Annotated in this window: 17 protein-coding genes; 4 read left to right on the top strand and 13 right to left on the bottom strand. The window is 69.3% G+C overall.

Going from position 1 to position 14,461, the window contains the following annotated elements; translation table 11 throughout:
- Positions 1-6: 6 nt before the first annotated feature.
- The 4 genes from ACQ4L4_RS08160 to ACQ4L4_RS08175 all read right to left on the bottom strand — a co-directional run bounded on the left by ACQ4L4_RS08160 (position 7) and on the right by ACQ4L4_RS08175 (position 5,521).
- On the bottom strand, positions 7-891 hold the full coding sequence (locus tag ACQ4L4_RS08160; protein ID WP_431103751.1) for an alpha/beta fold hydrolase: 885 nt from the start codon (positions 889-891) through the stop codon (positions 7-9).
- A 348-nt stretch (positions 892-1,239) separates the two neighbouring features.
- Positions 1,240-2,430, bottom strand: coding sequence for an MFS transporter (locus ACQ4L4_RS08165; protein WP_431103752.1), 1,191 nt, complete (start codon positions 2,428-2,430; stop codon positions 1,240-1,242).
- Between the two features lie 249 nt (positions 2,431-2,679).
- Positions 2,680-4,470, bottom strand: a complete 1,791-nt coding sequence (locus ACQ4L4_RS08170) for an ATP-binding protein (protein ID WP_431103753.1) — start codon at positions 4,468-4,470, stop codon at positions 2,680-2,682.
- A gap of 361 nt (positions 4,471-4,831) precedes the next feature.
- Positions 4,832-5,521 (bottom strand): response regulator, encoded by a 690-nt coding sequence (locus ACQ4L4_RS08175; protein WP_431103754.1) that lies wholly within the window; start codon positions 5,519-5,521, stop codon positions 4,832-4,834.
- Positions 5,522-5,940: 419 nt separating this feature from the next.
- Between ACQ4L4_RS08175 and ACQ4L4_RS08180 the strand changes: the two genes are divergently transcribed.
- A complete protein-coding gene (locus ACQ4L4_RS08180; RefSeq protein WP_431103755.1) occupies positions 5,941-6,738 on the top strand; it encodes a MipA/OmpV family protein in 798 nt (265 codons plus the stop codon).
- A 39-nt stretch (positions 6,739-6,777) separates the two neighbouring features.
- Positions 6,778-7,998, top strand: a complete 1,221-nt coding sequence (locus ACQ4L4_RS08185) for a sterol desaturase family protein (RefSeq protein ID WP_431103756.1) — start codon at positions 6,778-6,780, stop codon at positions 7,996-7,998.
- 107 nt (positions 7,999-8,105) lie between these two features.
- On the opposite strand, the gene ACQ4L4_RS08190 is transcribed toward ACQ4L4_RS08185, so the two are convergent.
- The 3 genes from ACQ4L4_RS08190 to ACQ4L4_RS08200 form a co-directional block, all read right to left on the bottom strand.
- Positions 8,106-9,236 carry a DUF4126 family protein gene (locus tag ACQ4L4_RS08190; protein ID WP_431103757.1) on the bottom strand — a complete coding sequence of 377 codons (1,131 nt, stop codon included), beginning with the start codon at positions 9,234-9,236 and terminating at the stop codon, positions 8,106-8,108.
- Positions 9,237-9,390: 154 nt separating this feature from the next.
- The gene (locus ACQ4L4_RS08195) at positions 9,391-9,702 is read right to left on the bottom strand and encodes a hypothetical protein (RefSeq protein WP_431103758.1); all 312 of its coding nucleotides are present in this window, start codon (positions 9,700-9,702) and stop codon (positions 9,391-9,393) included.
- Positions 9,654-10,325, bottom strand: coding sequence for an aminotransferase class I/II-fold pyridoxal phosphate-dependent enzyme (locus tag ACQ4L4_RS08200; protein ID WP_431103759.1), 672 nt, complete (start codon positions 10,323-10,325; stop codon positions 9,654-9,656). The genes ACQ4L4_RS08195 and ACQ4L4_RS08200 overlap by 49 nt, the downstream gene beginning before the upstream one ends.
- 88 nt (positions 10,326-10,413) lie before the next feature.
- Between ACQ4L4_RS08200 and ACQ4L4_RS08205 the strand changes: the two genes are divergently transcribed.
- Entirely contained in the window at positions 10,414-10,875 is a 462-nt protein-coding gene (locus ACQ4L4_RS08205; protein ID WP_431103760.1) for a carboxymuconolactone decarboxylase family protein, read from the top strand.
- Here ACQ4L4_RS08205 and ACQ4L4_RS08210 read toward each other — a convergent pair whose 3' ends face one another.
- Entirely contained in the window at positions 10,876-11,562 is a 687-nt protein-coding gene (locus tag ACQ4L4_RS08210; protein ID WP_431103761.1) for an HD domain-containing protein, read from the bottom strand.
- 57 nt (positions 11,563-11,619) lie between these two features.
- Between ACQ4L4_RS08210 and ACQ4L4_RS08215 the strand changes: the two genes are divergently transcribed.
- Positions 11,620-12,537: a pyridoxal-phosphate dependent enzyme gene (locus tag ACQ4L4_RS08215; protein WP_431103762.1), complete on the top strand. Its 918-nt coding sequence runs from the start codon at positions 11,620-11,622 to the stop codon at positions 12,535-12,537.
- Between the two features lie 45 nt (positions 12,538-12,582).
- On the opposite strand, the gene ACQ4L4_RS08220 is transcribed toward ACQ4L4_RS08215, so the two are convergent.
- Genes ACQ4L4_RS08220 through ACQ4L4_RS08240 form a run of 5 tightly spaced genes read right to left on the bottom strand, consistent with a single transcriptional unit; the run spans position 12,583 to position 14,233 of the window.
- Complete coding sequence (locus ACQ4L4_RS08220) at positions 12,583-13,035, bottom strand: DUF1801 domain-containing protein (protein WP_431104903.1); 453 nt, start codon at positions 13,033-13,035, stop codon at positions 12,583-12,585.
- A gap of 38 nt (positions 13,036-13,073) precedes the next feature.
- Positions 13,074-13,295, bottom strand: coding sequence for an AbrB/MazE/SpoVT family DNA-binding domain-containing protein (locus ACQ4L4_RS08225; protein WP_431103763.1), 222 nt, complete (start codon positions 13,293-13,295; stop codon positions 13,074-13,076).
- A 59-nt stretch (positions 13,296-13,354) separates the two neighbouring features.
- Positions 13,355-13,816 carry a PIN domain-containing protein gene (locus tag ACQ4L4_RS08230; RefSeq protein ID WP_431103764.1) on the bottom strand — a complete coding sequence of 154 codons (462 nt, stop codon included), beginning with the start codon at positions 13,814-13,816 and terminating at the stop codon, positions 13,355-13,357.
- Positions 13,816-14,037, bottom strand: coding sequence for an AbrB family transcriptional regulator (locus ACQ4L4_RS08235; RefSeq protein WP_431103765.1), 222 nt, complete (start codon positions 14,035-14,037; stop codon positions 13,816-13,818). Before ACQ4L4_RS08235 ends, ACQ4L4_RS08230 begins: the two co-directional genes overlap by 1 nt.
- Entirely contained in the window at positions 14,030-14,233 is a 204-nt protein-coding gene (locus ACQ4L4_RS08240; protein WP_431103766.1) for an AbrB/MazE/SpoVT family DNA-binding domain-containing protein, read from the bottom strand. Before ACQ4L4_RS08240 ends, ACQ4L4_RS08235 begins: the two co-directional genes overlap by 8 nt.
- Positions 14,234-14,461 lie beyond the last annotated feature (228 nt).

The following is a 14,461-nucleotide window of genomic DNA, read 5'->3' on the forward strand; positions in this document are numbered from 1 at the left end:
GGCCGCCTACCTGCCGTCGTTCGGGCGTTGGCCGCTGGACCATGGGGCCCCGGCCGCAAGGGCCGGAACCCCAAGGACCACCGTCCCCAACCAGTTGCTGACTTCGTTGATCACTTCGGCGGGCTTGTCCTTGTGCGGCGAGTGGCCGCAGGCGGGAATCTCGAAGAGACGCGTCTGGGGGACTTCGCGCGCGATGCCGCGGATCTGCTCGAGCGTGCCGTACTCGTCGTCGACGCCCTGCATCGCGAGCACCGGACAGGTGATCGCACGGATCTCCTCGACGATCGACCAGTCGCGGAAGGCGGCGCTCAGCCACGTGCCGCTCCATCCGCCGAAGGGCGAGTCCGGATCGTCATGAAAGCGCGCCAGGCGCTCGCGCAACGGGCCCGCCCGGTAGACCTCGACGGTCTTGCGGATGCCGTCCAGGGAGAGCTCCTCGACGACGATGTGCGGCGCGGCAACGACTGCCCCCGCCGTGGGCAGCCTCGCCGCATGCAGCAACGCGATCGAGCCGCCGTCGCTGTGTCCGAACAGCCAGGGCGGCGACGTCACGCCCAATGCCGCGAGCACCGCGGGCAGCACCTCATGCGCCTGGCGATGCAGGTAGTCGACGCCCCAGCGATCGTCCGGCGCGCGCATCGTCGAGCGCCCGTAGCCGGGCCTCGAGTACACGAGGCCGCGCATGCCGATCGCCGCGCACAGGCGCGCCGGAAAGTCCCGCCACATGGCGATCGAGCCCAGGCCCTCGTGCAGGAAGACCATCACCGGCGCGGCGCCTGCTGAGGCATCGGCTGCGTCGTCGATCCCGCCATTCAACCAGGTGTATTCGATGTCGGTGGCCTTGCCGCCCCATTCGATACGAAGGCGTTGCGTCGAAGTCGTGCTGTTCATGGGCACGCATCTTAGGCAAGGTCAGCGCAGACGCCGCCGCGCCGGACGTGACTGCCGCTGTGAGCAAGATCCCAGAAAAGAAAAGGCCCCGGTCGTGAGACCGGGGCCGAAAGTTCGTCCGCCTGCAGAGGGAAAAGGCGGACCATGCGAGAGAGAAGCATGGACAACGGAAGCTCGAATTCCGTTGTCAGGATCAACTGTAGGGACGATGGCGTTCGGCGACACGAGGCCATCGGCGCATCGTCGCCTCGGTGATCGCCCGATGCCCGTGTCGGGCGTTCGCCTACACACCTCGCACGGGTTGTCCGGCCTCTCGCGGCCGGTCCGAGACGGTCGCGTAACGCGAGGTCAATCGGCGGCTGCGGGCGCGGTCGTCCGGGCAGTGCCGCCCAACGCGCGTTGCGCGCTGGCAGCCATGAACAGCGCGAAGAAGACGACGCAGGACAGACCGGCCGTCAGCGAGGTGTGCTCCGCGATCATGCCGATCAGCGGCGGACCGGCCATCATGCCCAGGTAGCCCAGCGACGAGACCGCCGCAATGCCGTGCGCGGCGCTGACGCCAGGCACCTTCGACGCCGCACTGAACAGCACGGGCACGACGTTCGACAGGCCCAGCCCCACGAGCGCGAAGCCCAGCAGTCCCGCCGATGCGATCGGCATCAGCAGCGCGGTCGCCATGCCCGCAGCGGCGAGCAACCCGCTCGCGACCATCAAGGGCACCGGCGCGACGCGCGCCCGCACCCAGTCGCCGCCGAAACGTCCCAGCGCCATGGCCAAGCTGAAGCTCGCGTAACCGAGCGCCGACAGGCTGGCGTCGCTGGCGCGCTCCTGCTTCATGAACAGCACGCTCCAGTCGTACATCGCGCCTTCGGCAATCAGGCCGAGCGCCGCCAGCGTGCCGATCAGCGCGAGCACGCCGCGCGGCAGGCTCAGCGGCTGTGACGCGCCGGCATCGGTCTTCATCTTCAGCATCGCCGCGCAGGCGCCCAGGCTCAGCACCATGCCCGTGCCGCAGGCCACCAGCAGGTGCGTCTGCGGCGTCCAGCCCAGCAGCGGCAGCAGGCTGCCCACACCCGCGCCAACCATGCCGCCGAGGCTGAACATCGCATGGAAACCGCTCATCAGCGGGCGGCCGGCCAGGTGTTCGATCTCGGTCGCTTCAGCATTGATGGCGACGTCGAAGAGACTGGCCGTCGCGCCGAAAAGCATCAGCAGCAGGACAAGCCCGAGGTACACGCTGGGCGCGATCAGCATCGATACGCCGGCAGCACACAGGACGCCGGTCAGCCCCGCCACCCCCCGAGGGCCGAAGCGCGCCACGACGCGACCGGCCTGCGTCAACGCCAGCAACGCGCCAACACCCGAGGCCAGCATCGCAATCGCCAGCGACTGCTCGCCCAGGCCGTAATGCGCCTTCACCGTCGGCACATGCACCCCCCAGGTCGCAAACAACGCCCCAGACACGAAGAACTGGATGCGCAGCGCCCAGGCCGCCGAAGTCAGGCGGCGTGGCGTCAAGGACTCAGAGATCGTGGTCATCGTGGAACGGCGTGAAGAGCTCGTTACTGTAGGCCCCACTGGGCGCACCTCGCGCGGATGTCGCCCCCGGTTGGCCAGGCGCGGGCTCTCCACGAGGCATGGGGCACCCCTCCAGGGACCCCAAGCCTCATTCCGGCCCCACTCGCGCTCGCTGACATCGCTCCTGCGCTTGACGCTGGAACATGCGACGTTGGTGTCGCTGTCGCTGTTGGTGTCGCTGTCGGCGCCGGGCTGGGGTCAGGTCTTGCTTCAGGAGACCATGCCGCGCAAGGCGTTGAAGAGCTTGCGCGGCTGCAGGGGCTTGAAGAGCACCGTGTGGCCGCTTTCGGTGGCGCGGCGCAGTTCCTCGCGGCTGGTGTCGCCGGTGACGAGGATCGCCGGCACCTCGGTGCGGCAGAGCTCGCGCACAGTGCGGATCGCGGCGATGCCGTCCGGCCCGTCGCCCAGGTGCAGGTCCGACAGGATCAGGTCCGGCGGCTCGGCCCGCGCGCGCACCGCTTCCGCCGCCTCGGCCGCGGTGGCGGCAATGATGGACTCGTAACCCCATTCCTCCAGCAGCAGCTGCAGGCCGATGCGGATCGGCTCCTCGTCGTCGATGACAAGCACGGAGCGCGGCTCCATGACTGGCATCGGCACGGTGTCGGCCGCCGTCGTGAATTCCGGGATCTCGGGCAGCCCGCCCAGCGGGATGCTGAGCCGGAACATCGTCCCCCGCCCCGGCCGCGAGGCCACCATCAGCCGGTACCCCAGCAGGTGCGCGAGCCGCTTGACGATCGCCAGCCCCATGCCCAGGCCCTGCGTGCGGCTGCGCTCGCTCTGGCCGACCTGGTAGAACTCCGCGAAGATCCGCGGGAGGTCGCTGGACTTGATGCCGATGCCGGTGTCCCAGACCTCGAGGTTCAAATGGGTCGAGGTCGAACGCGCGACCACCACGACGCCGCCCTCCTCCGTGTACTTGATCGCGTTCTGGATCAGGTTGCCCAGGATGCGCTCCAGCAGCTGCGGATCGCTGGTGACGGACTTGCCGCCCGGCGAGAAGCGCAGCCCCAGCCCCGCCCCCTCCGCCTGGCCGGCGTAGTGCATGTGCAGGCGACGGAACAGGTCGCGCAGCGGGAAGTGCTGGAGGTTGGGCTCGACCGTGCCGGCGTCCAGCCGGGAGATGTCGAGCATCGCGTTGAAGGAGCGCTCCAGGCCCTCGATCGAGCGCATCACGTTGCGGATCAGCGGCTCTTCCTCCGTGCCTTGCAGGCGGCGCTCCAGGCTCGCGGCGAAGAGCCCCAGCGCGTGCACCGGCTGGCGCAGGTCGTGGCTCGCGATGGCGAGGAAACGGCTCTTCTCCTGGTCGGCCCGGATGGCGCCGTCGCGGTCCTGTTCCAGCGTGCTGACGTGCAGGTCCTGCTCCATCAGCAGGCGCTTGGCCCGCTGCCAGCGATGGTGTTCGAGCAGGGCCAGCCCGCCGACCACCGCCGCGGCGAGGAACCACACCGGACCGGCCCCCGGTCGCGCGGCGGGATCGAACAGCCGTGCCATGCCCTCGGACGCCGGCAGCACCGCGATCACGGCCGACCAGCGGCCCATCGGCGCGAGCAGCACCCCGACCACCGCCGCCGTAGCCGCCAGCAGCGGCCCGGTCAGCAAGCCGCGCGCGCCCGGCGATTCGGCCAGCCATGGGTGCAGGCTCAGCAGCACGAGGCAGCCCGCGGCCTGCAGGTAGAGCAGGCGCCGGCCCTCGCGGTCGGAGAAGGCCATGCGGCTGCTGTCGACCCGGGACCCGCGGTGGGAGAGCGACCGCGCGGTGAAGACACAGCCCACCGCCAGCGCGATCACGCCGAAGACCCAGACCAGCAGGCCCGTTGCGGGCATGCCGCGCAGCAGCGCCGAGACCAGCGGCACGGCGACCGCCGTCAGCAGCCAGGGCCAGTGGCTCCAGGCCTCGTCGAAGCCCGCATCCTGCAGCCGGCGCGCGATCGCCCGCCGTTCGCGGCGGCGTCCTTCCTGGACGGACTCGTCGTTGTCCGGGACCGCGCCGGCGACCGCCACGAAGAGGCTCGGTCGCGGCGGGCGCCGCGACCGCTTCGGACGAGCGCCCATGCCGTCGGCGGGCGGCGGAGCGCCCGCGCCCGACGGCGTGGAGGAGCCGGGACCGGCCTCACCCGGACGCGGGCCTGGCGCCGATGGCGCGCCGGAGGCCGACGGAGCGGCAGAACGATTCGCGCCGGACGCAGCGGGGCCGCCGTGCGAGGCAGCACCCGACGGCACGCCAGAAACGGCGCTCGCCGGCACGTCAGGGACGTCCGGCGAGTCGATGAAGATCTCGGTCGGCGGAAAGGTGGTGTCGGGGGCTTGTTCCTCGCCCCGGTGATCGACCCGCTGATCGCCTCGGTGGACCGTGGCCACCTCGTCAGCGGAAGAGGCTGATCATGTGGGAGCGCGACTTGACGTCCAGCGCCAGCAGCAGCGAGGAGACGTAGTTCTTCACCGTGCCCAGCGACAGCTGCGTCGAGTTGCTGATCTCCTGGTTGCTGCAACCGGACAGCACCAGTTCGAGGATCTCCAGGTGGCGCGGGCCGAGCTCGGCCACGCGGTCGTACATCGCGGACGACGGGAAGCGCGGGAACAAGGTGCCCGACTGCGTCTGGCGGTGGCGCTGGCCCTCGGCCAGCAGCGCGCGCAGCGTGCTGCGCATCTCGGCCATCATCGCGCCCTTGGGCAGGTAGCCCACCGCGCCCAGCGCCCGCGCCTGACGGACCACGAATTCATCCTGCGTGCCGCTGAAGACGACGACGCGGGCCTCGGGATAGGCCTCCATGAACTGCCGCAGCCCTTGCAGGCCCTTGCAGTCCCCCAGGTTCAGGTCCAGCAGCACGGCATCGACCGCGCCGCCGCCGGCGTAAGCCTGCAGGCCCTCCTGCAGCGACGCCGCCTCCACCCACTCGATGTCGATCTCATCCAGCGACTGGTACAGCGTGCGGATCCCCGCCCTCACCAGTTCATGGTCGTCGACCAGCAGCACCCGGCGTTTCACCGCCGGCATCGCATAGCCACCACTTCCAGCCGCCTCGAACGTGCGGGCAACGGACACTGTTTCCATAGGGCCTCCCTTTTTTCGACTGACCGATGGGTCTCCGGCTCGGTCGTCGTCACCCCTAACTGCACGCCGGAGAAGGCCCGCATGATAGGCCGATGGTCACTTGCGTCGCCCCCTCTTCAGGGGGAACCCTGAGGGGTGATGCCTGAAACACTTGTGACGACATGTTGCGGATATAGATCGCCAACGTTGTCACCCGCCATCCCTATTTATAGGTCCCACCGGACCTGGGCTATCCCCCATCTGGTGGGAATTGCAAACGTACCCCGCACGGGATTCGGCGGGTGGACCGACAGATTCCTGCAAGGTCGCGGCGGGCACCGCTGCCTAGAATTCCGGCAGCTTCCGTCCCCATGCGCCGCGCTCTCCATCCGCCCCTTCCCCAGCCTCTCGCGCGCAGCCCCGCCGCGACCCGCGGCGCCGTGCGGTCTTTCATCCCGTTCCTCTGCGCCGGCCTGGCGGGCTGTGCGGTACCGGCCTGGGCGGCGGGCAGCCTGGTGCTGATGGACGCGCCGCCGGCGCAGACAAGCTGGTCCGGTGGCGCGTCGACCCGCAGTTGGCCCTCCGCGCCCGGCAGCCGCGCGCGCAGCAATGACCTGTTGCCCGCCCTGGAAGTGCTGACGCCCGAGGGCGCCTTCGTTTCCACCGACCTCGGCATCGGCTGGAACCTCGTGCCCGTGCTGGCCGATGCCGGCACGGCCTCGGTCTGGCAGGTCGGCGCCCGGCTGTGGCCGCAGTTCGGACGGCCCTCGCGGGTCACGCCCAAGGGCATCGACCGGCTGGGCTCGCGCGTCACGACGGAAGCGTTCGCGAACGTCCAGGCCACCTCCTGGCTCATGCTGCAGTCGGGCTTCTCGTGGGGCAGCGGCCGACGGCATGACGGCGAGCAGCTCGAGCTGGGCCTGACCTCGGGCATCCCGGTCGGCGACGACCTCATCGCCATCACGCTGGGGGCCACGGCGGCCAATGGCGCGCACCTGCGCAGCAGCTACGGCATCGGCCCCGGCGAATCCCGCGCGAGCGGCCTGCCCGAATGGCGCCCGCGCGCCGGCCTGATGGACTGGAGCATCGCCGTCAGCGGCGAGCACAAGTTCTCCGAGCACTGGTCCGTCAGCGGCCAATGGCTGGATGCACGGCTGGTGGGCGACGCGTCGCGGTCCCCGCTGACGACCGCCAAGACCCAGCAGACCTTCAGCGCCAGCCTCTGGTACCGGTTCTGAACAGGCAAGTCCTGACCCTCTCCTTCCCGGCAGTCCCTCATGCACCGTGTCCTCCTCATCGCCGTCCCGCTGTTCGGACTCCTGATCGCCCTGGAATGGCTGTGGGGACGGCTGAAGGGGCGCGACACCTACGGGCTGTCCGACTCGCTCAGCAGCCTCAGCCAGGGCCTGATGAGCCTGGCGGTCGCCGCGATCACGCCGCTGTTCCAGAACGGCATGTACGCGTGGCTGCAGCCGCATCTAGCGCTCGTTCCGGCGTCGGCCTGGGACGGCTGGTGGGGCTGGGTGGTGGCGATCGTGGTCTACGACTTCTGCGACTACTGGCTGCACCGCGTCAGCCATGAAAGCGCCCTCTTCTGGGCGGCCCACACCGTGCATCACCAGAGCGAGCACTTCAACCTGACGACCGCGCTGCGCCAGGAGAGCTTCTACGCGGTGATGGGCTGGCCGTTCTTCCTGCCGATGGCGCTGCTGGGCCTGCCGCTGGAGCAGTACGTCGCGGCGGGGCTGTTCGTGCTGCTGTACCAGTTCTGGATCCACACCGAGCACATCGGGCGACTGGGCTGGCTGGACCGGGTGTTCTCGACGCCGTCCAACCACCGCGTCCACCATGCGGTGAATCCTGGCTACCTGGACAGGAACTACGGCGCGGTGCTCGTGATCTGGGACCGGATGTTCGGCACCTTCGCCGAGGAGACCGAGCCCTGCGTCTACGGCACGGTCAAGCCGCTGCACAGCTGGAACCCGCTGAAAGCGGTGGGCCAGTTCTACGGCGAGCTGTTCGAGCGCGCCCGCGCCACGCCGCGCTGGGCGGACCGGATCCGCGTGCTGTTCAAGTCGCCCGGCTGGTCGCCGCCGGGCACGTCGACGACCGCCGAGCCGGACGGCGATCGGCTGCGACAGCCGCGCTTCGATCCGGCCGTCAGCCGGCTGGACCGCTGGCGCGCGGTCAGTCTCGTCGTGATGACCGGCGTGGCGTCGGCGGTCTGGCTCGACGTCAGCGACGACATGAGCGAAGGCCGCAACCTGATCGCGGCGGCGGTGATCGCGGCGGGGCTCTTTGCGGCAGGCGCGTTGTTGGCGCGAGGCGAGGACGAGGCAGTCCTTCGCGACGACCGCGACGACCGCAACGACCGCGACGACCGGGATCACCGCGGCGAGGGGCTTCTCCTTCGCCGTCGCCTGCGCGGCTGGGGCCTCTACCTCGGCGCGATGGCGCTCTGCGTGGCGATGATCGCCACACTGATCAGATTGACCTGATGGACCCGATGAACCCTGATTGATCTGACCTGACCTGACGCCGCCACGTCGACCATGCGCTGCGCCCCTGCTCCTCTGCGCGCTGCGGGGACGGACGGCTGGCCGCTTCAGCTGTGCGGCCAGCCCAGCGCCGCCAGCGCGTCGTCGTAGGAGTCCGCGTGGGCCGCAACCGTGCTGGCCGATGAGGACGCCGCCTCCTCGCTGTTGCCCAACTGGGCCAGGCACACCATCGTCGCGCCGCCGAAGGCGATCAGGTCCTCGACGGCCGCGACCGGAAAGTCGTGTCCGAGCGCATCGGACAGCTTCTCGCGCAGCATGTACCCCGCATAGGTGGCGAGGACGGCGCCCATCGCACCCGCGAGGGCGGCCGGCCAGGAGCGTCCGCCCGCCAGCGCCGCGCCCGAGATCGCCCCGCTGACGGCACGCGCCGCGAGCCCTGGCGGATCGGTGCGATCGGGCGTAGCCGGCAGCTTGTCGATGATGAGTTCCCCGATCGCCATCGGCGTGATGACCGCCACGGCGTGGGTCGACGCGAGGAAGGCCAGCGGAGAGTCCTTCACGTCGATCCAGCCGAGCTTCGCGGCCCAGCTCGTGACGGTGAGCGGCGCGCTGGTCCGCGGACCGGCGGTGCTGCCGAGCAGGAAGGCCATCAGCAGCGTGCGCCGGGAATCGGCCGGCTTGACCGCGACGACCGGCACGCCCTGCGCCCGGGCCTCGCGCACGACCTGCGCCCCCGCGCGCACCCGGCCGAAGAAGCGGCGGAACAGCTGGCGGGCCGACTCGGTGAAGGCGCCGTAGACCAGGTGGGAGGCATACGAGTACGGATGCGACTGCAGCGGTGCCCGCGTGACCGGGTCGCCGAAGCGGAACGCGGGCACGAGCGTCTCGTCGACGACGGTCGCCGCCGCCACGCCGAAAACGGTGCCGCGACCGCAGGTCACCCGGGGATCGAGTTCGGCCGCCGCGCCGTACAGGCCGCCGACCAGCGATCCCATGCCGTAGTGGACGGCTTCGCCGGCGACAGGACGCTGGCGCAACGGCAACCGACGTCCGGTGAATGTTGCGAGACGGTCGGCGGCACGTTCGGTCGATGGCATGCCGCGCACCCCCGAGGTGATGCCGACCCGCGCCAGCCCCGCCTGGAAGGCGGTCATCGCGGCGGCGCCGATCAGGCCACCGAGCAGTCCGGAAGCGGTGCCTACGCAGAGGTCGCGCGGCGGGCGGTGGTGGAGGTCCATGGCAGTCCCGTCAAGGTCGGAGTGGAGCCGCCCTTGTGGCAAGGGTCGTTCCTCCCGAGATGACGTGTTGTCGGCCTCAGCCTCAGCCTTGGCATCGGCATCGGCATCGGCATCGGCAGCGGCAGCGCTGGCGCCGCCTGCCGCCGGCGCGTCTTCAGCGCGGCGCGTGCCGGGCGATCACCTCCTGCAGGCGGTCGCAGGCGCGCGCGACCTGCGACTGCGGCGCCGTCGCGACGCTGAGCATCAGCCCCGATTGCGCCCGTCCGGGTTCGGCAAACCAGACCGACAGCGGCGCCGGCGAGATGCCGAAAGCGAACAGCTCCCGCGCGATCGCGAGGTCCGAGGCGCCCGACGGCGTCCGGACCAGCACCGCCAGGGCCGCCGGCAGGGTCTCCAGGCCGCGCTCGTGCAAGCGCTTCAGCAGACCGTCGCGCTGTGCCAGGTACAGCCGCTTGGTGCGTCGCATGCCGATCCGCCGTCGAGTCCGAGCACGCGCAGCGTGATCCCCAGCCCCGCCGCGTACCCGCCGGTGACGAGCACCTGGTCCGGCGAGCAGACCACGCCGCGGGCAACCGCGAGGTAGGCGGCGATCTCGCGCCGCAGCGCCAGCTCGCCGCGCGGGTCGGGATACAGCGCCGCGCCGGTCGTCTCCGCCAGCAGCGCCCGCGCGCGAAGGCGATGCATCAGCTTGGACGGCAGGCTGTCGCGCGACGGAATGCCGGGCTGGAAGATCCCCGGGCCGGCTGTCAACTCGCGGTACATCGCGATGAAGGGGCCGGGATCGAGGGCCGCCTCGCCGCGACGTGAGGCGGCGGGCCGCTCCGCGACTCGCGTCCCGGCGGAGCGGGACGCCTCGATCATCTGCGCGGCGGCCAGCTTCTCGTAGGCGACGCGCACCGTGCCGCGCGCCACGCCCAACTGCGCCGCCAGGTCGATCCAGGACGGCAGGCGCATGCCGGCCCGGAGCACCTGCTGCTCGATGGCCGTCGCGATGCCCCGATGGATCTGGTCGGCCAGCGGGACGGCGGAGGACCTGTCGAGCGGAAGACTCAGCGGTGGGCTCGGCGGTGGCCTCAGCGGCAGGCTCATCGTGGTACAGCAATCTTCGCGATTCTTGGGACTCCACTTTGCACCACGGCGGGAGAAGACCCCAGTCATCGATCCCAAGGAGCCCACGATGACCCAACGTCTCGACTACAGCCAGATCTCTCCCGCCGGCGTGAAGGCGCTCGGCGGCGTCTACGCCTACGTCGCCCAGAGCGGCCTGCCGCCGGCGCTCGTCGAACTGGTGTTCCTGCGCATCTCGCAGATCAACAACTGCGCGTACTGCCTGGACATGCATACCCGCGACCTGCTCAAGAAGGGCGTGCCCGTCGAGAAGCTCGCCCTGGTGCAGGCCTGGCAGGAAGGCGGCGCGCTGTTCGACGCCCGCGAGCGCGCGGCGTTGGCCTGGGCCGAGTCGGTCGCGCGCGTCGCGACGACCGGCGTGCCCGATGCCGACTACGCCGCCGCCGTCGCGGTGTTCGGCGAGAAGGAGCTCGTCGATCTCACGATCGCGATCGGCCTCATGAACACGTACAACCGGCTGGCCATCAGTTTCCGCAACACGCCGCAGGCGGTCGTGGCCGCGTCGCGTTGATCAGCCGATCGCGCGCCGCAGGTTCTCCCGGGCGCGCGCGTCCAGCCGTTCGCGCAGCGCGGGCGTGCTGTACAGCACCGGCCGCTCCAGGAAGGTCCTGAGGATCTGCCTGCGCTTGCGACGGAACAGGAAACCCGGCACGTACGCGTATTCATCGCGGATCTGGCGCTCGTACTCGTCGAAGCGCGGACGGCCGGCGCCGAGGATGGCCAGGTCGATGTCGACGAGCACCTGCTCGTCCACGCTGGCCGGCACGCCGTCGTGTTTCGTCACCAGCACCAGCTGCCGGACGCGATCGGCGACATCGCGCGGAGCGCCGGCGGCGAGCAGCGCCTCATGCGCCCACTCGGCGCTGCGTTCCTCGTTGCCGGAGCCCTTCACATCGTAGATCGCGTCGTGGAACCACAGCGCCATCTCGACCTCGGCGGGATGGACGGCCAGCGCGCCGACCTCGTCGAAGAGCGCGAGACATTCCTCGAGATGCTGACGCGTGTGGTACTTGCGTTGCGGCTCCGCGTAGCGCGCGAGCAGGTCGTCGCGCAGCGCGTGCCCGTCGCGTTCACCGGCGCCTGCGCCTGCGCCTGCGCCTGCGCCTGCGCCTGCGCCTGCGCCTGCGCCTGCGCCTGCGCCTGCGCCGACAAGGCTGGACCAGGCGCGCTGCCAGGATCGTTCGAAGAGAGCATTCATGTGCGCTGGATGGTAGCGGCTGGCGGCCCACGGGCCACCTCAGGCTAGGATTCCCGCATGACCATCCACATCACCACGCCGACCGTCGAGTCCGACGCGTTCAGTGCCCCCGACCAGCGCGTCTGGTTGAAGCTCGAAGCCCTCCAGCCCTGCGGCTCGTTCAAGCTGCGCGGCATCGGCCACGCCTGCGAAGTCCATGCGTCGCGCGGTGCGACGCGGCTGTTGTCGTCCTCGGGCGGCAATGCGGGGATCGCGGTCGCCTATGCGGGGCGCCGGCTCGGACTGCCGGTCGTCGTGGTCGTGCCGGAGACCACGCGCGAGTGGCCAAAGACGCTGATCCGCCGCCAGGGCGCCGAGGTCGTCGTCCACGGCAAGAGCTGGATGGAAGCCAACGACCACCTGATGTCGCTGCGCCAGCCCACCGACGCCTTCATCCACCCGTTCGACGATCCGCTGCTGTGGGACGGGCACGCGTCGATGATCGCGGAGGCTGCCACGCAAGGTCCGAAGCCGGACGCGGTGGTGCTCTCGGTCGGCGGCGGCGGGCTGATGAGCGGCGTGCTGCAGGGCATGCACGCGGTCGGGTGGCAGGACGTGCCCCTGGTGGCGGCGGAAACCCTCGGAGCCGATTCGCTGAATGCAGCGATCGCCGCGGGCGAACTGGTGACGCTCGACGCGATCACGAGCCTCGCCACCTCGCTGGGGGCCCGTCGGGTCAGCGAGCGGGCCTTCGCGTGGACGAAGCAGCATCCGGTCGTCGCCACGACGGTGACCGATGCGGAAGCGGTGCAGGCCTGCCTCGACGTGGCGAAGGAACACCGGCTGATCGTCGAACCCGCGTGCGGGGCTGCGGTCGCGGCGACGCTCAAGCGGGAGGTACCCGTGCTGCGGGAAGCCAGGAACGTGCTGGTGATCCTCTGCGGCGGCGCCGGCGCGACCTACGAGGATCTGCTCGACTGGCGCGCCGCGAGCTGAGCGACACGCATCAGCAGGCCCAGCGGGTTCAGCGGTTCAGTCCGCTCACATCTTCTCGCCGGGGATCGCGCTGGCCGCTTTCACCCAGGCGACGAAGGCCGCTTCATCGAGCGGCACCTGCTCGCTCACATGCAGATAACGGGCGTGGGCGGTCTTCGAATCGACGGGCGGCATCGGGTCCAACGACTTGCCGTTGAAGAAGGCGACCTTCACATAGCGCGTCATCACATGGAGGCCGAGGAACCAGGTCGTGCCGTCGACGCCATACAGCGGCGAGTTCCATTTCACGGCCTTGCGCACGTCGGGCACGGCCTCGACGATCAGCGCATCCATGCGCCGAACGACGGCCTGCTTCCAGTCCTGGAGCGCGGCGATATAGGCCTGCACCGGCGCGTCGCCATGCCCTTTCGGGATCTGCGGGTTGCCGCCGGAGAGCAGGACCACGTCGCGGTCGCCTTCAGGCGCTGAAACGGTCGGTCTTGATGGCTTGCGAGTCATGACGGAGGACCTTATCACTCCCGCATTGATCATCGCCCTCAAACCCAAGGGTTCATTTCCTCGATCGACACATGAAGCCCCTTCCTGGGCTTCAACATGCCGGCCATGTCCAGCAGAGACTTGTTCTTCGGCTGGACGATCAGCGTTCCATCGGGCATCAGGCCCCAAAGGAAACGCATGCCGGCCTTTGTGCCGAGCTTCTTGCGAATTGACGCCGGCAAAGTCAGTTGCCCTTTCGCATTCAGTATGGTCTCTTCCATCTCGTTGTTCTTTCCCAATTTCCTTCGCCCTTTGGAAGGGATCTAGCGTTCCCTCCAAATTACGCCATTGCCTCCATCTGAGTTCGGCTCGTTCGCCACGCTGGTCTCGGCTCCTCAACCTTGGTGCTGAGTAGTTGAGCGCCCGGGAGCGTCGAAGCGCAACGGTCAAATGTGTGAAGCGGCCCCTGCCCCTCCCAAGCCGATATTCGTGCGTGCATGCAATCGGCAAGATCGGCGTCGCACAACTTGAACACGGCGAGGGCATCGCCCATCGCCATTTCCCTGTCGACAAGCAGGTCCCTGGCATTCAAGACCTTCGACATGGCGCCGATGACTTCGGCTTTGCCAAAACCGAAGCGACTGCGAAGCACCCACTCGAACTCCAGCAGGACCGTCACAGGCACGAAGAGCTTGCTGCCTTCCCGCACGTAACACTCTCGCAGCCGAGCTACCGCGTCAAATTGACGTGGATCGTCCCGAACGATGCAACGAATCAGGACGTTGGTATCGACCGCTCCCATCAGCGGAACGGATTCATTTCTTCGATGGAAACCGACTTGCCGTTGGGCGGCTTCAGCATCCCCGCCAACTCCGCCAACGACGTCGTCTTGGCGCGAACATAGAGACTGCCATCACCGCGGATATCCCAGACGAACGGGGTGCCAGGTGTTGCTTCCAGCTCTTTCAAGATCTCTGCGGGCACCTGCAGGGTGCCTTGCTCGCTCAGAAACGTTTCATGCATTGCCTTCTCCATTCAGTGAATCACCAGAATCCGGCTGCGGCGTCTCTTCCGCGACCGGCCGTTTCGACTTCGCAACGACGTGGATGCTGCCGTCCTCCATCAACGTCCAGATGAAGCGCGTGCCGAGCTTTGCGCCCGTGGCCTTGCGGATGTCCTTGGGGACGACGATCCGCCCGTTCATTTCCATCTTCGACATCGGCACACCACTCTCCTTGCGAGGCGATGCAGCCACTCTAGGGAAACGTCGATCCGGGTTCCATGACCTCGACTTGTCGACATCGCGCCGACATCACTCTCACGAGGCAGCGCACTCACGCGGATAAGTGGTCCCGCAAGACAACCGCGAGCGTCTCCCGACGCCCGGGGTCCCGGCGGAGCGACGCGGGCCGCTCCGCCTTCCTGCCGACCCGAAGGTCAGCGTCCG

Source organism: Roseateles noduli (assembly GCF_050626985.1).
GTDB lineage: Bacteria > Pseudomonadota > Gammaproteobacteria > Burkholderiales > Burkholderiaceae_C > Roseateles > Roseateles noduli_A.